Origin of the sequence: Pseudomonas sp. P867 (assembly GCF_019891455.1) — a bacterium.
GTDB classification, from domain to species: domain Bacteria; phylum Pseudomonadota; class Gammaproteobacteria; order Pseudomonadales; family Pseudomonadaceae; genus Aquipseudomonas; species Aquipseudomonas synxantha_A.
The window spans coordinates 68,394-88,230 of record NZ_JAFLXB010000005.1; the positions used below are offsets into that span (position 1 = coordinate 68,394).

Genomic DNA, 19,837 nt, shown 5'->3' on the forward strand with positions numbered 1-19,837 from the left:
CCTTACACACTGATGGCGATTGGCTGCGGTTTGCTGGCCAAAAGACGTTTGATTTCCGGCACGCAGGAGCCGCATTGGGTGCCGCAACCCAGTTCCCGTTTAAGTCCATCCAGGTCCAGGCCACGTCCAACGCCCGCACACACGGCGTTTTCGCTGACGTTCTTGCAGTTGCACACAATCTTGTTGCTGGCCGTTGCGGCACCGGGTGGCGCGCTTAAAGGTGCCAACAGCCAGCGTCGCAGTTGCTCGTCGGCGCGGCCTTCCAGCCACAGGCTTTGCAACCAGTGGCGGGCCAGGGTTTCGCCGGCCAGGCGCAGGGCGGTGATACGGCCTTTTTCGATTTTCACGCGCTTGCCGATCGAGCGGCGCGGGTCGTCGTAGGCCATGACCGGACCGTCGTTCAGGCCCAGCAAGTGGTCAATCCGAGTCAACAAATGCAGGTCCGGCGCCTCGGTATGGGCTGCCCGTACCAGCAACGCAGGGCGTTCACGGCCGGCCAGGCTCAGGCTGACGTAGCCAAATTCCTCACACAGCGGGCGCAGCGCTTCGAAATGCTGCTGCACATTGCCCTCGATCAACGCGAACAGCTGCCACGGCAGTTGCACGGCTTCCAGGCGCACCCCGCTGTGCTTGAGTTCAGGCTGTTTGGACAGTGGGTCAAACGCCGGTTGGGTGATCACATTGACGCCGCCCTTGAGAAAGCGGTCGCCCCAATGCATCGGCAGAAATGCCTGGCCGGGCCGTACGCTGTCATCGCTGCTGACGGCGACGATCACGCTGCCGCGACGGCTTTTCAGGCTGACCAGGTCACCTTCCTGGAAGCGGTGGCGGCGAAGCTCGTCCGGGTGCAGGCTCAACAGCGCTTCACTGACATGCCCGAACAACTGTGCGGCCGTGCCGGTGCGGCTCATACCGTGCCACTGGTCACGCAGACGGCCGGTGATCAAGGTCAGGGGGAAGCGCGCGTCCCGTTGTTCCTTGGCCGCGCGGTAAGGGTCGGCCACAAACCGCGCCCGGCCATTGTCGGTGGGGAAGATGCCATCGCTATACAGGCGCGCTGTGCCTGCCTGTGCGCCTGTAGGAAACGGCCATTGCTGCGGGCCGAGTTGGTCGAGCAGGCCATGGCTGATACCGGACAAGTCGAGGTCACGCCCTTGAGTGAGCCCCTTGAACTCGTCAAACAGCTGCGCCGGCTGTGCAAAGGCGAACAGGCTGGGCAACCCTGGCCGTAGGCGACGCTCCAGGCGCTGTGCGAAATCTACGGTAATTGCCCAGTCCGCCCGCGCCTCTCCCGGTGGGCTGATGGCGCGGCGTACGTGGGAAATACGCCGCTCGGAGTTGGTGACCGTGCCGTCTTTTTCGCCCCAACTGGCGGCAGGCAACAGCAGGTCGGCATAAGTGGCGGTTTCGGTGGTGCGAAAAGCCTCCTGCAACACCACGAACGGGCACGCCGCCAAGGCCGCACGCACGGCGTTCTGGTCGGGCAAGGATTGTGCAGGGTTGGTGCAGGCGATCCACAGGGCCTTGATCTTGCCTGCCTGCATCTGTTCAAACAGTTCGATCGCGGTAAGGCCATCGGGTGCAGGCAGTTGCTCCACACCCCAATAGGTGGCCACTTCAGCGCGATGTGCCGGGTTGGACGCCTCGCGGTGGCCCGGCAGCAGGTTGGACAGGCTGCCGGTTTCGCGACCGCCCATGGCATTCGGTTGACCGGTCAGGGAAAACGGCCCGCACCCCGGCCTGCCAATGGTGCCCGTGGCCAAGTGCAGGTTGATCAACGCGCTGTTTTTTGCGCTGCCGGCAGTGGATTGGTTGAGGCCCATGCACCATAGCGACAAGAAGCTGCTGGATGTGCCGACCCACTGCGCACATAGGCGCAGTTGTTCGACGCTGATCCCGCACAACTGCGTGACCATCTGCGGCGTGTAGTCATGCACCAGGCGTTTGAGCTCGGCCAGGCCATCGGTGTGGGCCTGGATGAACGCACGATCAATCCAGTCTTCCCACAGCAGCAAATGCAAAATCCCGTGAAACAACGCCACGTCCGTCCCCGGCAAGATTGCCAGGTGCAGATCAGCCAAATCGCAGGTGTCTGTACGCCGAGGATCAATCACCAGCATTTTCATCTGCGGGCGCTGCGCCTTGGCCTGCTCCAGGCGTCGGAACAATACCGGGTGGGCGTAGGCCATATTGCTGCCGACGATCATCACGCAGTCGCTGTTTTCCAGGTCTTCATAACTGCATGGCGGCGCATCGGCGCCCAGGCTGCGTTTGTAGCCGACCACCGCCGATGACATGCACAGCCGAGAATTGCTGTCGATATTGTTGGTGCCTACCAACGCCCGGGCCAGCTTGTTGAAGCTGTAGTAATCCTCGGTCAATAGTTGCCCCGAGATATAGAACGCCACGCTGTCCGGGCCGTGCTCGGCGATGGTCTCGGCGAACACGTTGGCGGCGTGATCCAGGGCGGTGTCCCAGTCGGTACGGGTACGGGCCAAACCTTTGCCCAGGCGCAACTCCGGATACAGGGCGCGTGCGCTCACGTCGCCGGTCAGGTGCAGGCTGGCGCCTTTGCTGCACAATTTGCCGAAGTTGGCCGGATGGCTCGGATCGCCTTGTACCCCCAGGATCTGCTCGCCGTCATGCTCGATCAGCACGCCGCAGCCCACGCCGCAATAACAGCAGGTGGACGCGGTGGTCTGGCGGTTCATCAACCCGCGTCCCGCAGGGCCAGCATCACCCGGCCGTTTTCTACCCGGGCCTGATGATGGTGGGCGCAGCCGATATCCGGCGCCTGGGCTTCGCCGGACGCCAGGTCAATCTGCCAGTTGTGCAGCGGGCAGGCGACGCGCTTGCCATAGATTAAGCCTTGGGAGAGCGGGCCGCCCTTGTGCGGGCAACGGTCGTCAAGGGCGAAGACTTCGTCGTCACTGGTACGAAAAATCGCGATGTCGCCTTTGGGCCCACTGATGATGCGCGAGCCCAGGGTATTGATTTCATCAAGGGCGCAGATATCCAGCCAGTTCATAGCGACACCTCCAGTTGTTTGACCGGGATAACGTCGAACTCCTTTTTCAGCAGCGGCTGTTCCAGGCGTTCCTTCCACGGGTCCTGTTCGAATGACAGCGAGAACTGCAAACGCTCATTGAGCGCCTGGCGGCGGGCCGGGTCTTCCAGAACGGCCTTCTTGATGTGCTCCATGCCCACCCGTTGCAGGTAGTGCACCGTGCGTTCCAGGTAGAACGCTTCTTCGCGGTACAGCTGCAGAAATGCGCCGTTGTATTCGCGCACTTCATCGGCGGTCTTGAGCTTGACGAAAAACTCCGCGACTTCGGTCTTGATGCCGCCGTTGCCACCGATATACATCTCCCAACCGGAGTCGACACCGATAATTCCCACGTCCTTGATGCCCGCTTCCGAACAGTTGCGTGGGCAACCGGACACCGCCAGCTTGACCTTGTGTGGTGACCACATATTGAACAGGTCATGCTCCAGTTCGATGCCCAGTTGGGTGGAATTCTGCGTGCCGAAACGGCAGAACTCGCTGCCCACGCAGGTTTTCACGGTGCGGATGGATTTGCCGTAGGCATGGCCGGACGGCATGTCCAGGTCCTTCCACACCCCTGGCAAGTCCTGCTTCTTGATGCCGAGCAAGTCGATGCGCTGGCCGCCGGTGACTTTCACCATCGGCACGTTGTACTTGTCGGCCACATCGGCGATGCGGCGCAGCTCCGAAGGATTGGTCACGCCGCCCCACATCCGTGGGACTACAGAGTAGGTGCCGTCTTTCTGAATATTGGCGTGGGCCCGTTCGTTGATCAGTCGTGATTGCGGGTCGTCCTTGGCCTCGCCCGGCCAGGTTGAAATCAGGTAGTAGTTGAGAGCGGGGCGGCAGGTGGCGCAGCCATTGGGGGTACGCCAGTTCAGGTAGCGCATGGTGCTGTCGATAGTCAGCAAGTGCTGCTCGCGGATAGCCTGACGGATCTGCCCGTGATTAAGGTCGCTGCACCCACAGATGGCCTTTTCGCTTTTGGGTTTGACGTCAGCCGCGCCGCCCACGGTGTTGATCAGGATCTGCTCAACCAGCCCGGCACAGGAACCGCAGGAGCTGGCGGCCTTGGTGTGTTTTTTCACCTCATCGACGCTGAACAGCCCTTGTTCCTGGATTGCCTTGACGATGGTGCCTTTGCACACGCCGTTGCAGCCGCAGACTTCGGCGCTGTCGGCCATGCTCATGGCTTTGTCCTGGCCTTGATGGCCCACATCGCCCAAGGCGTTCTCACCGAACATCAGGTGATCGCGGATCTCGCCAATTGCATGGTTCTCACGGATCTGGCGGAAGTACCAACCACCATCCGCGGTATCGCCGTACAGGCACGCACCGACCAGGATGTCGTCCTTGATTACCAGCTTCTTGTATACGCCGCCGATCGGGTCGGAGAGGGTGATGGTCTCGGTGCCTTCACCGCCCATGAAGTCGCCGGCAGAAAAGAGGTCGATGCCGGTCACCTTCAGCTTGGTCGAGGTCACCGAGCCTTTGTAAGTGGCAAAGCCCAGTTGGGCCAAGTGGTTGGCGCAGACCTTGGCTTGTTCGAACAGCGGCGCCACCAGGCCATAGGCGATCCCGCGATGGCTGGCGCATTCGCCGATCGCGTAGATGCGCGGGTCGTAGGTTTGCATCGTGTCGTTGACCAGGATCCCACGGTTGCAGGGGATGCCGGACTTCTCCGCCAGTTCGGTGTTGGGGCGGATACCGGCGGCCATCACCACCAGGTCGGCGGGGATGATGTCGCCATTTTTGAATTGCACCGAGCCGACGCGACCATTACCGGCATCATGCAAGGCCTGGGTTTGCTCGCACAGGCGAAACACCAGGCCACGGCTTTCCAGTTCGGTTTGCAGCAACTGGCCGCTGGTCTTGTCCAGTTGGCGTTCCAGCAGCCATTCACCGAGATGCACCACCGTCACGTGCATACCGCGCAGCATCAGGCCGTTGGCCGCTTCCAGGCCGAGCAGGCCACCACCGATCACCACCGCGTGCTTGTGGGTCTTGGCGGTGTCGATCATCGCCTGGGTATCGGCAATGTCGCGGTAGCCAATCACGCCCTGCAAGGTGTTGCCGGGAATCGGCAGGATAAACGGCGTAGAACCGGTGGCGATCAGCAGGCGATCGTACTCGGCCTCGGTGCCGTCTTCGGCGATGACTTTGCGCTTGACCCGGTCGATCTGCACCACCTTGCGGTTGAGCAGTAGCTTGACGTTGTTATCCAGGTACCAGTCGAGGTCGTTGAGCACGATCTCTTCGAAGGTTTGCTCACCGGCCAGCACCGGCGACAGCAGGATGCGGTTGTAGTTGGTGTGGGGCTCGGCGCCGAATACGGTGATGTCGTACAGCTCGCTGCTCAGCTTGAGCAATTCTTCAAGGGTGCGAACCCCGGCCATGCCGTTGCCGATCATCACCAGTTTGAGTTTTTTCATGTCGTTCTCCGCAATGGCTCGACAAATCATGCGCAAACAAAAAAAGGCGTCCCCGCTAGTCAGCTAGCGAGGACGCCTTTGTCCTGGTCCCGTTCTCTCGGGAAGCTCGACCCTTCGACGTTGAAGGGGCGGCTATATGTGGGTTGTTGGAAGACCTAATGCAGCAGCTGTGCCAAGTTGCATACCCCCAGTTTTATTGGGCGTTTAAACAGGAGAGAGGTGGATTTTGCTCGTTAGTGGTGCAGCAGCCAGTACAGCAGCACCAGATTGATCAACAGTGAGGCCGCTGCCAGGGTTTGCCAGACCTTCAGCGGCTCGCGCTCCAGCAGTGGCCGTGGCCGCACGCTCAGTTCGCGGCGGTCGGCCTGTTCCAGTACCAGCAGCCATTCTTCGGCAGTTTCATAGCGGTGTGCGGGCAGGGCGGCCACGGCGCGCTCCAGGCTGTGGGGCAACCAATCCGGCAGGTCGGGGCGATAGCGGCTGGCGCTGACAGGCTGGTTGAAACGCGGGCGTTGGAAGGCTTCGATTTCGCCGTAGGGGTAATGCCCAGTCAGCAGGTAATACAAGGTCACACCGACACTATACAAATCCTGTTGCGCAGTAGGATGCTCGCCTGCGAAAGCTTCGGGCGCGATAAAACTCGGGGTGCCGGGCAGTAAGTGGGCACGGTCTTCAGAAAGGCCAGGGCAGTAGGCCAGGCCAAAGTCCAGCACCCGCAGTTCCCCGTCATCGCCCAGCAGCAGGTTTTCCGGCTTGATGTCGCGGTGCAGAATCTGTCGGCGATGCAGCAGGCCCACGGCGCGCAGCAAGCGTTCGGCGATTGACTGCCATTGCGCCAGCGGCAGCGGGCCTTGTTGTTGAAACAGCTGGGCGAGGGTCTGCCCGGGGTATTCGCGCATCACGTAGTACAAATGCTGACGACCACTGGCGGCATGCACCTCCGGAAAGGCACGGCCAGCGACGCGGCGCAGAAACCATTCCTCCGATAACAAGGCTTGGGCGGCGTCGGTGTCATCGTGGCGCAAGGGCAAGGTCTTGAGCAGCCAGGGTTGCCGCTGCGCATCGTGCACGCGGTACAGCAACGATTGCCGACTCTGCGCGAGCACGCTTTGCACCTCCCAGCCTTCAAAGATCTGCCCAACCTTCAGCGGCGGCGGCGTTGGCCATTGCTGCAACTGCACCAAGGCGTCGCCGAGGGTGGCGGCGCCGAGTTGGTCGATGCGCACCAGCAAGGCGCTGGCGTTGTCTTGGCTGCCGGCCAGGTGGGCGGCGCTGACCAGGGTGCTGACGGCCAGGTCGAGGTCGTCTTGCTCACGCAGAATCGCGCCGATGCTGTGATCGCCCAACGTCGCCCACACCCCGTCGCTGAGCAAGAGGAAACATTCGCCCTCGCGCAATTGGCCGTCGAGGAAGTCCAGCACCAGGTGCTGATCCAGGCCAAGGGCGCGTTTGAGTACGTGCTGCATACCCGGCTGTTCCCACACATGGTCTTCGCTGAGGCGTTGCAACTCGCCGTCGAACCAGCGATATGCACGGCAATCACCGACATGGGCCAGCGTGAAGCGTTGGCCGCGAAACACCAGGGCGCTGAGGGTGGTGAGCAACGGTTGCCCACCACCGTTGGCTTGCAGCCAGCGATTTTGCGCGACCAACAGACGTTCGAGCGCCTGGGCCACCCCCCAGGTCTGCGGCGTGGCGTAGTAGTCCAGCGCCAGCGCCTGCAAGGTCGAGCGCGCGGCCAGGCCACCGTCGGCGCATTGGCTGACGCCATCGGCCAGTGCGCACAGGTAGCCTTTGCTCGCCGCCAGTTCCGCCATGGGCGTGACCACCCGCAGCGCGTCCTGGTTTTCACTGCGTGGGCCAATGGCGCTGGCCTGGGCGACGCTCAGTCGAAGGCTCATCAGACGCGGGCAGCGGTGACCGCAGCCGAGCCCCAGGTGGTTCTCCAGCGGCGCTTGACGCCATGCAGGCCAAACCAGGCCAGCACTCCGAGGCTGGCGAACAACCACAGCGCCAACTGGTAACTGCCGGTGCTCTGTTTGATCGCGCCCATGCCGGCGGCGAGGGCGAAGCCGCCGATGCCACCGGCCATGCCGATCAAGCCGGTCATTACGCCGATCTCAGTGCGAAAACGCTGCGGCACCAATTGGAATACCGCGCCATTTCCGGCACCCAGGCCGAGCATGGTGCAGACGAAAAGCGCCAGCGCCGCGTAGGAGCTGGGCAGGTTGAAACCCACTGCGGCAATACAGATCACCGCCACGCTGTACATGCCGAGCAGGGTCTTGATCCCGCCAAAACGGTCGGCCAGGGCGCCGCCCAGCGGGCGCATCAGGCTGCCACCGAACACGCAGGCCGCGGTGTAGTAACCGGCGGTCACCGGGCTCAGGCCGTATTGGTCGTTGAAGTAGCCGGGCAGGGCGCTGGCCAGGCCGATGAAGCCACCAAAGGTCACGCTGTAGAAGAACATGAACCACCAGCTGTCGCGGTCGCCCAGGGCCTTGAAGTAGTCGGCCATGGACTTGGCTTTCGGACGTTGTGGCGCGTTGCGTGCGAGCCAGGCGAATACGATCAGGGTAAGGACCAGCGGAATCAGCGCAAAGCCGAACACATTGCTCCAGCCGAACGCAGCCGCCAGCACCGGTGCCAGCAAGGCGGCAAATACGGTGCCGGAATTACCGGCACCGGCGATGCCCATGGCCTTGCCCTGGTGCTCTGCGGGATACCACTGCGATGCCAGGGGCAGAGCCACGGCAAAGGAGGCACCGGCCATGCCCAGAAACACGCCCAGCAGCAAGGCTTGCTCGTAACTGTGGATCCCCAGCTTCCAGGCGCAGAACAGCGCCACGATCACAATCACTTGGCCTATCAGCCCAGCGGTCTTGGGTGACAGCTTGTCGGCCAACATGCCCATCAGAAAACGCAGGACCGCGCCCGCCAGGATCGGCGTGGCCACCACCAGGCCGCGCTGCTGGGTGGTCAGGTGCAGGTCGGCGGCAATTTGCACCGCCAGCGGGCCCAACAGGTACCAGACCATGAAACTCAGGTCGAAATACAGGAACGCGGCAAACAGGGTCGGGGTGTGCCCGGATTTCCAGAAGCTTGATTTCATCACGCACCTCAACGGTTGGGGGTCTGAAACGAAAAAACGCCGCCACCGGGTTCGCGAGGGCAAACCGGGTGGGCGACGTCTTTGTCGTGGAGGGGCAACCGCCGTTGGTTACCTGTGAGGATTCTTTAGCAAGAGCTGAGCCAGATCAGCCGAGCAACTCGCTCATGGCAATAATCTGCTCTGCCACCTGGATCAGTTTCTGCTGGCGACTCATGGCCTGACGGCGCATCAGGGTGTACGCCTCTTCTTCATTACAACTCTTCATTTTCATCAGCAGGCCCTTGGCCAACTCGATGCGTTTACGTTCGGCCAATTGCAGGTCGCGGGCCTGCAACTGCGCGCGCAGGGCCTGGTCACTCTCGAAGCGGGCCATGGCCACATCAAGGATCGGTTGCAGGCGTTGGGCCTGAATACCTTCGACGATATAGGCACTGACGCCGGACTTGATTGCCTGGCGCATCACATTCGGGTCATGCTCATCGGTAAACATCACGATAGGCCGGGGCTGGTCGCGGCTGACCAACACCACTTGCTCCATCACATCGCGGCCGGGTGACTCGGTATCGATCAGGATCACGTCCGGGCGCACCGTTTCGACGCGTGCGGGCAGGTCGATGGTCAGGCCGGATTCATCGATCACCTCGAAGCCGGCTTCGGTCAGGGCGGCCTTGAGGCGCCCGACCTTGCGCGGGGTGTCATTGATCAACAGGATTCGTAGCATCATTGAGCTCCTGTCAGCGCAGCGCTTGACGGTGGTTGTCATCGCCCAGGGCATTGAGGCGGAAGCTGCGGGCGTAACCGGCGGGGTCGGAGCCGTCCCAGATTTTGCCGTCGATCAATTGACTGCTGCGCATCGGCGCGTCGCCAACGCTGAGGCCCAGCGCATCGGCGGCCTGGCGATACAGTGCCAATTGCTGGACCTGGCAGGCGACGCCGAGGTAGTCAGGGTCTTCACGCAACAAGCCCCAACGCCGGAACTGGGTCATGAACCACATGCCGTCGCTGAGGTAGGGCAAATTCACCTCGCCACCGGCGAAAAAGCGCAAAGCATGGGGATCCTGCCACTGGTTACCCAAGCCGTCCTCGTAATGACCCAGCAGACGCGGCTCGATGCAGTCCAACGGGGCGTCGAGGTAGTCGCGAGCGCTGAGCAACTGCGCGGTGGAGCGGCGGTTTTCAATGCTCTGTTCGATAAACCGGCTGGCCTCGAGGATCGCCATGACCAATAGGCGGGCGGTATTGGGAAACGCGTCGACGAACGCCTGGGTGCAGCCCAGGACCTTTTCCGGATGATTGGGCCAGATCGCCTGGGTGGTCGCCAGAGTAAAGCCTTGATGATGTTGCACTGCACTGGCACTCCAAGGCTCGCCGACACAAAAACCGTCGATGCGTCCGGCCTGCAGGTGCGCCACCATTTGCGGCGGGGGCACCACCACGCTGTTCACATCCTGCAATGGATGAATGCCTTGGCTCGCCAGCCAGTAATACAACCACATGGCGTGGGTGCCCGTGGGAAATGTCTGGGCGAAGGTCAGTTTTGTCCGGCTTTGGTGCACGTGGCGTTCCAGCGCTTCAGGAGTGACCACTCCCTGGTGTTGCAGGCCGTGGGACAGGTTGATGCTCTGGCCGTTCTGGTTGAGGCCCATCAGTACGGCCATGTCGGTAGGCGCAACGCCGCCGATGCCCAGATGCACGGCATAGATCAGCCCGTACAGCCCGTGGGCGGCGTCCAGCTCGCCACTGACCAGCTTGTCACGCAGGTTGGCCCAGGATGATTGGCGCTTGAGGTTCAGTGTGAGGCCGTAGGGCTGGGCGAAGCCCTGGGTGGCAGCGACAACCAGCGAAGCGCAATCGGTCAGGGCCATGAACCCCAGGTCAAGGCTGCTCTTTTCCGGGGCATCGCTGCCGTTTACCCAAGCCAGCGGATCGTTCATCAATACCTGCCTTTTCTGAAAAAAAAGCGTCGTTTCCCGGCTTGGCGTGACAGGCCATTGCCGGGTAACGACGCCTTTGTCCGTAGGCCCGCGCCGCCTTTGGTGCGGGCCTGATACAAAGTGCGAAGCAAGGCACATGCCACGGGGGCGTGGTGCAGTCTGCCGTCAACTTTCCATCATGATTGAACCTCTTGCGCCTCGCAGTATGGCCGCTTCTTCAGGCCAGATCGCCCAGGAATACCCACGGTGCACACTGATTCCCCGAACCCCATGAACTGCCGCTGGCTGCACTGCGGGTTACTGTGTGCCGCCCTGTTGCTGGGTAGCCGCGCAGCCTGGGGCCAGGCGTACCAGGCACAGGATGAAAGTTTGCATACTTTCTTTACCGCGCTGTCGGGGCCATTGGGCCTGCCTGTGGTCACCAGCCGTGCGGTGGCGCGCAGGCGCATCAGCGGAACCTTCGACTTTGCAGCGCCGCAACGGGTCCTGGAAACCCTCGCTGGGCAGCAAGACCTGATCTGGCACCGCAGCGGGCAAGTGGTGCATCTCTACACCGCCGATGAGGTGCGTAGTTCTGCGGTCGTGCTGCGGCATATCTCAGTCAATCGGCTGCGCGGCATCATGCGGCGTGCGGGGCTGGATGAGCCGCGCTACCCATTGCGTGAGAGCGGGGCACGTACGTTCTACGTTTACGGGCCACCGAGCTATGTCGATCATGTCTTGCGGCTGGCCAGCCTGATGGACCAGCCACGCCGCAAGCAGCCCGAAGGCGCAACGGCATTCGGCGTTGTCCAGGTGATCAATGCAGCTGTTCAGGACCGCCAGCAAGGAGAGGGTGCCAATAAGGTCCGCGTACCGGGTATGGCTGCCATGATCGAAGCCCGGCTATCCCCTGAGCAGAAAGGCCAATTGGCAGACGGTAGCCTGGTGTTGGTGGCCTATTCGGATACCAACAGTTTGTTGATCAAGGGCCAGCCTGCCCAGGTGAGTCTTATCGAAAAACTGGTGGCGGAGCTGGATAGCGCCACGGTCCAGGATGACGTTTCGTCAGGCCCTGACCCATTACCGCCACCTCCCGCGCCTGCGCAATTGAGCACAGCACAACATGAGCGTGTGCAGCGTGCGTTCCTGCGCACCGATCGTGAGTTTTCCCCATGAAAAAGGCGTTTGTCCATGCACCTGGAAATACTGCTGCAGGAGCAATTGATCAGCCGCAAGCGTTTGGCTGCGTTCGCACCGGGGAAGGTGCTGCCTCTGGATCCAGGGGCGACTCGATGTGTGGAGGTACGGGTCAATGGGCAACTGATGGCGTTGGGTGAGCTGGTGCAACTGGAGGATCGGCTGGGCGTTGAGTTGCAGGAGACGTATCAGGAATGGCTACCCCAATAAGTGCGTCAGGAGAATTGTCTGACCGAAAGTTTCCAAAAAAGGGCGCCCGAATGGGCTTTGTCCTAGCGCGAGCCGTAGGCCGGTTTTTTATAGTCGTGACATTGGCAGGTGAGCCGGTACGGAAACTAAGGATGTGAATGTCAGTAGTAAAAAGCAGAGGTGCGTATGGCCGTCGTGATTGATGAATCGACGACCTCCCTGGTCTTCGCTCGCTGGACCTTGCATGGCGATGGCCGGTTGACGGGCGGCGATGCGGATATTCAGTTGCCGCCCAAGGAGTGGCATGTGCTGCGATTGTTGCTGGCCTCCGGTGGCACGCTGATGACCAAGGATCGCCTGCTGGAGCTGGCCTGGCCCCGGGGAGAGGTGGCCGATGAGTCACTGACGCGCTGTATCTATTCCCTGCGCAAACATTTGAGGGCCGACAAAGGGTTTATCAAGACGATTTATGGCAAGGGGTATCGCTTTACGTGCCCGGTGCGGGTGGGGGAACCACCACGGGGTGTCGTGCATGTGTGCTCTGTGTGTGGCCAGGCCAGCAATGCTTAAGGTTTGGAGCGTGGTACTGCTGCTCAGTGGGCTGATGGGCAGTCACCAGGTACTGGCCTATTGCTGGGACGAGGCGGCCAGCCGGTACGATCTCGAACCGGAACTGTTGCAGGCTATCGCTGATGTCGAATCGGGTTCGCGTGCGCAGGCGATCAACTACGCCAACCGCAATGGCACGCGTGATATCGGCTTGATGCAGATCAACAGCATCCACCTGCCGCGTTTGCTCAAACAGGGCATTACCGAGGAGCGGTTGTTGAGCGAACCTTGTTTGTCGGTGCAAGTCGGTGCCTCGATTCTGGCCGAGTTTATTCAGCGTTTCGGCTACAACTGGATGGCGGTGGGTTCCTACAATGTTGGACCGGGCCCTGGCTCGCAGCGTGAGGCGTTGCGCCAGCGCTACGCCGAAAGGATCTGGGTGCGTTATCAGGCGTTGATTGCTCAGCGCCGATGAGCGCAGCACGCCTCGCATGAGGCCCGCCACCCCGGCTATAATCGCGTCACCTTTTGCCGCCATCCGAGTCTAGCCCGCCCATGTATACCTTGGCCCGCCAGCTGTTGTTCAAACTCTCCCCGGAAACCTCCCACGATCTGTCCCTGGACTTGATCGGTGCCGGTGGCCGCCTGGGGCTCAATGGCCTGGTATGCAAGGCTGCGGCGAAAGTGCCGGTGTCGGTGATGGGCCTGGATTTTCCCAATCCGGTCGGCCTGGCAGCCGGCCTGGACAAAAACGGCGCGGCCATCGACGGGTTTGCACAGTTGGGGTTCGGCTTCGTTGAAATCGGCACCGTGACGCCACGGCCACAGCCGGGAAATCCCAAGCCACGCATTTTCCGCCTGCCGGACGCAGAGGCGATCATCAATCGCATGGGTTTCAACAACCTCGGCGTCGATCACCTGTTATCGCGGGTTCAAGCGGCAAAATACACAGGCATCCTCGGGATCAATATCGGCAAGAACTTTGACACGCCGGTGGAGCGTGCAGTGGACGATTACCTGATCTGCCTGGACAAGGTTTACGCCCACGCCAGCTACGTCACCGTCAACGTCAGCTCGCCCAATACCCCGGGCCTGCGTAGCCTGCAATTCGGTGACTCCCTCAAACAACTGCTCGAAGCCTTGCGCCAGCGTCAGGAAGACTTGGCCGTGCGTCATGGCAAGCGCGTACCCCTGGCAATCAAGATCGCCCCGGACATGAGCGATGAAGAAACCGTACTGGTGGCCCAGGCCCTGGTGGATGCGGGCATGGACGCAGTGATTGCGACCAACACCACCCTCAGCCGCGTGGGCGTCGAGGGGCTGGCCCATGGCGACGAGGCGGGCGGCCTGTCCGGCGCGCCGGTACGGGACAAGAGCACCCATATCGTCAAGGTGCTGGCGGCCGAGTTGGCCGGGCGTTTGCCGATCATCGCGGTGGGCGGTATTACCGAAGGCAAGCACGCGGCCGAGAAGATCGCGGCTGGCGCCAGCCTGGTGCAGTTGTACTCCGGCTTTATCTATAAGGGGCCGGCGTTGATTCGCGAGTCGGTGGATGCCATCGCTGCCCTGCGCTGACAATCTGCCAGGCAATAAAAAGGGCTCCATAAAGGAGCCCCTGGGCCGAAGCCCGCCGCCCGGATGGGGCGCGCGTGGTTAAGTCGTTACTCATTCAAAGATGTGTGTCGGAATAAAATGCCCCTGATTAGCCGACGGCGTGAAGTTCGTTGAGTCTGTGGATGCCCGCAGTGCCAGTCATACCGTCCCAGTTGTCGCCGCGTCCTTCTCGCCAGCCGTTGATCCAGGCTTGGCGTACCGACGGTAGAGTAAATGGGCAAAGCTCACGGGATTTTCCATGAACGCCATATTGATATCCGCGTAAAAATGCTCTTTCCAACGGATCACGCTTAAGTCTTCTCATAGGGTGTTTCCCTCACTTGTTGACTGTCTAGATATCCTTCGGCCTTGTCCAAGGCCGGGCAGAGTTTTTCTGCCGTTGGTGGGCTCGCTGCCGGCGTGGCGAGCCGATGTGTCGGCGTCGTTACGGCGCCAACCTGTGTTGAGTTCTAACCAATAGGTCACATGTATTCAATGATCGTTTTGTCATAAGCACGTAACGATAACGATGCTATAGCCATAAGCTGGGATGGTTTTTCGCCCCTTTTATGCAGCAAAGCCAGCTATGATGTGCCCTGCACAGCGAAGCGGGTTAATCCTTTAGTGAGAATGCCCGCCTGTTGCAGTCGGTTATTATTCGACGAAGGGTCTGAATATTTCCTTTTGTTGCTTCACATTGTTTCTCTGCCCCGTCAAACAAGGCTCAACGGCCCGGAAAGCGGGGTGGGACGGCACATTCGTGCCACGCGAGCACTCTTCAAGAAAAGTGCTTGATTGAAAACCGAACCGGCGATGCGTCGCCCGTTCATTTATTGCTGAAAAGCCTGGAATGCCCCATGTCGGACCGTTTTGAACTCTTCCTCACTTGCCCCAAGGGCCTCGAAGGCCTGCTGATCGAGGAAGCCGTCGGGCTTGGCCTTGAGGACGCCCGCGAGCACACCTCGGCCGTTCGCGGCATGGCCGACATGGAAACCGCCTATCGCCTGTGCCTGTGGTCACGCTTGGCCAACCGTGTGCTGCTGGTGCTCAAGCGCTTCCCGATGAAGGACGCCGAAGACCTCTACCACGGCGTGCTGGATATCGAATGGGCCGACCATATGGTTCCCGACGGTACCCTGGCGGTGGAGTTCAGCGGTCACGGCTCGGGCATCGACAACACCCACTTCGGCGCGCTGAAGGTCAAGGATGCGATCGTCGACAAGCTGCGCACCCCAACCGGCGAGCGTCCATCCATCGACAAGATCAACCCGGACCTGCGCATTCACCTGCGCCTGGACCGTGGCGAAGCGATCCTGTCCCTGGACCTTTCCGGCCACAGCCTGCACCAGCGTGGCTACCGCCTGCAGCAGGGCGCGGCACCGCTGAAGGAAAACCTGGCAGCGGCGATCCTGATTCGTGCCGGCTGGCCACGCATTGCAGCCGAAGGCGGCGCGCTGACCGACCCGATGTGCGGCGTCGGCACCTTCCTGGTTGAAGGCGCGATGATCGCCGCCGACATGGCCCCCAACCTCAATCGCGAGCTGTGGGGTTTCACCACGTGGCTGGGTCACGTCCCGGCGCTGTGGAAAAAGCTGCACACCGAGGCCAGCGAGCGTGCGGCCATTGGTATGAACAAGCCACCGCTGTGGGTCCGCGGTTACGAAGCCGACCCGCGCCTGATTCAACCCGCCCGCAATAACATCGAACGCGCCGGCCTGAGCCACTGGATCAAGGTGTACCAAGGCGAAGTGGGCACGTTCGAGCCGCGCCCGGACCAGAACCAGAAAGGCCTGGTGATCTGCAACCCACCCTACGGTGAGCGCCTGGGTGACGAAGCCAGCCTGTTGTACCTCTACCAGAACCTCGGCGAGCGCCTGCGCCAGGCCTGCATGGGCTGGGAAGCTGCGGTGTTCACCGGCGCGCCGGACCTGGGCAAGCGCATGGGCATCCGCAGCCACAAACAGTATTCGTTCTGGAACGGCGCGCTGCCGTGCAAATTGCTGCTGATCAAGGTCAACCCGGATCAGTTCGTCACCGGCGAACGTCGCACGCCGGAGCAGCGCCAGGCTGAGCGTGAGCAAGCGGCTTACGACCAGGCGCCGACCGAGCCCGTTGAGCGCCAGTACAACAAGAACGGCAACCCGATCAAGCCAGCCCCGGCCCCGGTGGTCGAACAGGCGCGCTTGAGCGAAGGCGGGCAGATGTTTGCAAACCGCCTGCAAAAGAACCTCAAGCTGCTGGGCAAATGGGCCAAGCGTGAAGGCGTGGATTGCTACCGTGTGTATGACGCCGACATGCCCGAGTACTCCATGGCCATCGACCTGTACCACGATTGGGTTCACGTACAGGAATACGCGGCACCAAAATCCATCGACCCGGAAAAAGCTTCGGCGCGCATGTTCGACGCCCTGGCAGCGATTCCCCAGGCCCTGAACGTCGACAAGAGCCGCGTGGTGGTCAAGCGTCGCGAGCGTCAGAGCGGCACCAAGCAATACGAACGCCAGAGCGCCCAGGGCAAGTTCACCGAGGTCAGCGAAGGTGGCGTGAAGCTGCTGGTCAACCTCACCGACTACCTGGATACCGGCCTGTTCCTCGACCACCGCCCGATGCGTATGCGCATCCAGAAAGAAGCGGCCGGCAAGCGCTTCCTCAACCTGTATTGCTACACCGCCACCGCCAGCGTCCATGCTGCCAAGGGTGGAGCGCGCAGCACCACCAGCGTCGACCTGTCCAAAACCTATCTGGACTGGGCGCGTCGCAACTTCTCCCTCAATGGTTTCTCCGACAAGAACCGCCTGGAGCAGGGTGATGTCATGGCGTGGCTGGAGGCCAGTCGCGATGAGTTCGATATGATTTTCATCGATCCGCCGACCTTCTCCAACTCCAAGCGCATGGAAGGTATCTTCGACGTGCAGCGTGACCACGTGCAGTTGCTCGACCTGGCCATGGCGCGCCTGGCGCCGGGTGGCGTGCTGTACTTCTCCAACAACTTCCGCAAGTTCCAGTTGGAAGACAACCTCAGCGAACGCTATGCGGTCGAGGAGATCAGCGACAAGACCATCGACCCGGATTTTGCGCGCAATGCGAAGATCCACCGGGCCTGGAAAATCACTGCTCGCTGATTAATATCAGCAGTTCTGAATGCGCTGAGTATCCAGTGTGGGAGGGGGCTTGCTCCCGATAGCAGAGTATCAGTCACCAATGGAATGGCTGATCCACCGCTATCGGGAGCAAGCCCCCTCCCACATTAAGCCCCTGCAGTTTTTAGGCTGGTCAAACACCCGACCAATGGCTATAACTTAAACCCCAGCCAACGTGACACCCCCGCACACTGGCGTTGTGAGTGTTGCCTATGCCGATGCAAGCTGTCCGCCCGAAAATCCTTGGTTTTATCAGTGAACAGGCGTCGGCTTGGCTGGTGGCATTGGTGGTGTTGTTGGCTGGCAGCGCGTTGACGATGGTTGTCGCGTGGGCGACTGCCGACCTGTATCAGCAACAGGTGCGCCAGCGTTTCCAGTTGCTGGTCAATGAGCGCTACACCCGCATCCAGGAGCGTTTTGAGGATCAGGAGTTGCGCCTGGGTAGCCTGCAGCGTTTCTTCATCAACTCCGGCGATGTCTCCCGTGCCGAGTTCGACGGCTTCGCCCAGCCTCTGTTGCTCAATGCGCGTGCCTACGCCTGGGCACCGCGCATATTTCGTGAGCAGCGCAGGGCGTTCGAGCGAGAGATTTCCCGTCAGCGTGGCATCCCTTTCAGCATCCGTGAACTCAATGGCTTGGGTGAGTTGGCGCCCGCGCCCGAGCGCGATGAATACGTACCGGTGTTGTACAGCCAGACGCAGAGCTTGTTGGGTTCGCCCTTGGGTTTTGACCTGCTGGCCCAGCCCTTGCGCCGTTCAGCCCTGGAGCGTGCGCAAAAAAACGCCAGGCCGGCAGTGTCACAGCCCATGCAATTGGTGGGCGTGGAGCCTGCCTACGCGGCCGGCGTGCTGCTGGTGGCGCCAGTGAGCAAAGCCGTTGGCAGCGAGCCCTACGGCTTTGTCATGGCGGTGCTCAGCATGCGCCAACTGGTGGCCGATGGGTTGCCCAAACCGAATCGCGACAATCTGGTCATGCAGATCGTCGACACTTCCGATACGCAGCAACGGGTGTTGTATGCATCCAGCAATACGGTGGGCAACAGCGACCTGACGGCGACACGCCGCCTCACCCTTGGCGATCACGTCTATGCCCTGAGCCTGCGTGCCAGCGAGGTGTTCGACAAGGCCAATCATTCCTCGATGAACACCATTCTGGGCATGGGTATGCTGCTCAGCGCCTTGCTCAGTGCCTTGCTCTACGTGCTGGTCAGCCAGCGCCAGCGTGCTCTGAAACTGGTGGAACAGCGCACCGTGCAGTTGCGCTTGCGTGAGCAAGAGTTGCGTGGGGCTCACGGGCAATTACGCAGTGTGCTGAATGCGGCGACTCAGGTCGCGATCATCGCCACCGATTTGCGCGGTGTGATCAACACCTTCAATGCTGGCGCCGAACAGATGTTGGGTTTCAAGGCCGAAGAGGTGCTGGGTCGCCTGACCCTGGAAAGCCTGCACCTGGCGGTGGAACTCGAAGCGCGGGCTGCGCCGTTGAGCCTGGCGCTAGGCAAGCGTATTGCGCCGAGCCAGGCAATGCTGGTGGAGAGCCCTGACAGCCTGCATGAAGCTCGCGAGTGGACGCTGGTGCGCAAGGACGGTACCCAACTGACGGTCAACATGCTGGCCACCGTGCTCCTGGACGACTTTGGCCTGTGGGTCGGGCACTTGGCAATTTACCTGGATATCACCGAGCAAAAGCGCGCCTATGAAGCCCTGGCCGCCCGGGACCGTCTGCTGAAAAAACTCAGTGCTCATGTGCCTGGCGGGATTTTCCAGTTCACCCAGGACCTGCAGGGCAATGGGCGTTTCATTTACGCCAGCGAAGGTATGCGCGATATCTATGAAATCGAACTTGGCGCATTACAGCAGGATGCAGGCAAGGTGCTGGAACGCATTCACCCCTTGGACATTGAGCGAGTGCGTGCCTCGATACGTTTGTCGGCGTTGCAACTGAGCCATTGGCGCGAAGAATATCGCGTGCAGTTGCCTCAGCGAGGCTTGCGCTGGATTCGCGGCGAAGCGACACCTGAAGAGTTACCTGGAGGCGGTACGCTTTGGCACGGTTATGTGTCGGATATTTCCGATCTCAAACGGGTCGAGGAAGAACTGCGCGCGCTTTCCATCACTGACTCTCTGACGGGCATCTATAACCGGCGTTATTTTCAGGATCGGCTCAAGGGCGAGATGCTGCGGATCAACCGCACCTCGGGTGCACTGTCGTTGATCATGCTCGATATCGATCACTTCAAGCGCATCAACGACCAGCATGGTCACGCCGTGGGCGACGGGGTGTTGCAGGAGTTGTGCAAGCGCATAGGCCAGCGCTTGCGCCGTACCGACGTGTTTTGCCGCCTGGGTGGGGAAGAATTCGTGGTGCTGTGCCCAAGTACCAATGGTGCCCAGGCCTATAGCCTGGCAACTCAGTTGTGGCAGTCGTTGCGCGATACGCCGATGGAACCGGTGGGCATCGTCACTGCCAGCTTTGGCGTAGCCAGTTGGCGGACCGATGAAGATATCGATGGGTTGCTGCTGCGCGCTGATTCGGCAGTGTATGTGGCCAAGCAGGCGGGCAGGGACCGGGTCGAGGCGTGTGGGAGCGAGCAAGCCCTACTGACTGTAGGAGCGAGCTTGCTCGCGAAAAAACCCTAGACGCCGCGTGTACTCAGGAAACAC

The 19,837-nt window shown here is 61.2% G+C and carries 14 protein-coding genes and 1 pseudogene; 7 read left to right on the forward strand and 8 right to left on the reverse strand.

Annotated elements, in window-relative coordinates:
• Nucleotides 1-2: 2 nt before the first annotated feature.
• From J1G33_RS11090 to J1G33_RS11120, 7 genes are all read right to left on the reverse strand, one after another.
• Complete coding sequence (locus J1G33_RS11090) at nucleotides 3-2,711, reverse strand: nitrate reductase (RefSeq protein ID WP_223018096.1); 2,709 nt, start codon at nucleotides 2,709-2,711, stop codon at nucleotides 3-5.
• Entirely contained in the window at nucleotides 2,711-3,028 is a 318-nt protein-coding gene (gene nirD / locus J1G33_RS11095; RefSeq protein WP_005790365.1) for a nitrite reductase small subunit NirD, read from the reverse strand. Before nirD ends, J1G33_RS11090 begins: the two co-directional genes overlap by 1 nt.
• On the reverse strand, nucleotides 3,025-5,478 hold the full coding sequence (nirB, locus tag J1G33_RS11100; RefSeq protein WP_032879922.1) for a nitrite reductase large subunit NirB: 2,454 nt from the start codon (nucleotides 5,476-5,478) through the stop codon (nucleotides 3,025-3,027). The genes nirD and nirB overlap by 4 nt, the downstream gene beginning before the upstream one ends.
• 233 nt (nucleotides 5,479-5,711) lie before the next feature.
• Nucleotides 5,712-7,379 carry a bifunctional protein-serine/threonine kinase/phosphatase gene (locus tag J1G33_RS11105; protein ID WP_223018097.1) on the reverse strand — a complete coding sequence of 556 codons (1,668 nt, stop codon included), beginning with the start codon at nucleotides 7,377-7,379 and terminating at the stop codon, nucleotides 5,712-5,714.
• Complete coding sequence (locus J1G33_RS11110) at nucleotides 7,379-8,590, reverse strand: nitrate/nitrite transporter (protein ID WP_032879925.1); 1,212 nt, start codon at nucleotides 8,588-8,590, stop codon at nucleotides 7,379-7,381. Before J1G33_RS11110 ends, J1G33_RS11105 begins: the two co-directional genes overlap by 1 nt.
• 145 nt (nucleotides 8,591-8,735) lie before the next feature.
• A complete protein-coding gene (locus tag J1G33_RS11115; protein WP_005790358.1) occupies nucleotides 8,736-9,311 on the reverse strand; it encodes an ANTAR domain-containing protein in 576 nt (191 codons plus the stop codon).
• A 13-nt stretch (nucleotides 9,312-9,324) separates the two neighbouring features.
• Nucleotides 9,325-10,524: a CmpA/NrtA family ABC transporter substrate-binding protein gene (locus tag J1G33_RS11120; RefSeq protein ID WP_032879926.1), complete on the reverse strand. Its 1,200-nt coding sequence runs from the start codon at nucleotides 10,522-10,524 to the stop codon at nucleotides 9,325-9,327.
• Between the two features lie 270 nt (nucleotides 10,525-10,794).
• Here J1G33_RS11120 and J1G33_RS11125 point away from each other — a divergent pair.
• From J1G33_RS11125 to J1G33_RS11145, 5 genes and pseudogenes are all read left to right on the forward strand, one after another.
• Nucleotides 10,795-11,544: pseudogene (locus J1G33_RS11125) on the forward strand (secretin N-terminal domain-containing protein); the annotation flags it as partial.
• Nucleotides 11,545-11,697: 153 nt separating this feature from the next.
• On the forward strand, nucleotides 11,698-11,913 hold the full coding sequence (locus J1G33_RS11130) for a FliM/FliN family flagellar motor switch protein (protein WP_005790352.1): 216 nt from the start codon (nucleotides 11,698-11,700) through the stop codon (nucleotides 11,911-11,913).
• 165 nt (nucleotides 11,914-12,078) lie between these two features.
• Nucleotides 12,079-12,462: a winged helix-turn-helix domain-containing protein gene (locus J1G33_RS11135; RefSeq protein WP_032879928.1), complete on the forward strand. Its 384-nt coding sequence runs from the start codon at nucleotides 12,079-12,081 to the stop codon at nucleotides 12,460-12,462.
• Nucleotides 12,455-12,916 (forward strand): transglycosylase SLT domain-containing protein, encoded by a 462-nt coding sequence (locus J1G33_RS11140; RefSeq protein ID WP_279309750.1) that lies wholly within the window; start codon nucleotides 12,455-12,457, stop codon nucleotides 12,914-12,916. Before J1G33_RS11135 ends, J1G33_RS11140 begins: the two co-directional genes overlap by 8 nt.
• Nucleotides 12,917-12,996: 80 nt before the next feature.
• Nucleotides 12,997-14,016: a quinone-dependent dihydroorotate dehydrogenase gene (locus J1G33_RS11145; RefSeq protein WP_005790346.1), complete on the forward strand. Its 1,020-nt coding sequence runs from the start codon at nucleotides 12,997-12,999 to the stop codon at nucleotides 14,014-14,016.
• A gap of 127 nt (nucleotides 14,017-14,143) precedes the next feature.
• Here the strand turns inward: J1G33_RS11145 and J1G33_RS11150 are convergent, their stop codons facing one another.
• Nucleotides 14,144-14,359: a ribosome modulation factor gene (locus J1G33_RS11150; RefSeq protein ID WP_002553055.1), complete on the reverse strand. Its 216-nt coding sequence runs from the start codon at nucleotides 14,357-14,359 to the stop codon at nucleotides 14,144-14,146.
• Nucleotides 14,360-14,891: 532 nt separating this feature from the next.
• On the opposite strand from J1G33_RS11150, the gene rlmKL reads away from it, so the two are divergent.
• Both rlmKL and J1G33_RS11160 read left to right on the forward strand, forming a co-directional pair.
• Nucleotides 14,892-17,156: a bifunctional 23S rRNA (guanine(2069)-N(7))-methyltransferase RlmK/23S rRNA (guanine(2445)-N(2))-methyltransferase RlmL gene (gene rlmKL, locus J1G33_RS11155; protein WP_005790343.1), complete on the forward strand. Its 2,265-nt coding sequence runs from the start codon at nucleotides 14,892-14,894 to the stop codon at nucleotides 17,154-17,156.
• Nucleotides 17,157-17,386: 230 nt separating this feature from the next.
• The gene (locus tag J1G33_RS11160) at nucleotides 17,387-19,813 is read left to right on the forward strand and encodes a diguanylate cyclase (RefSeq protein ID WP_223018098.1); all 2,427 of its coding nucleotides are present in this window, start codon (nucleotides 17,387-17,389) and stop codon (nucleotides 19,811-19,813) included.
• Nucleotides 19,814-19,837 lie beyond the last annotated feature (24 nt).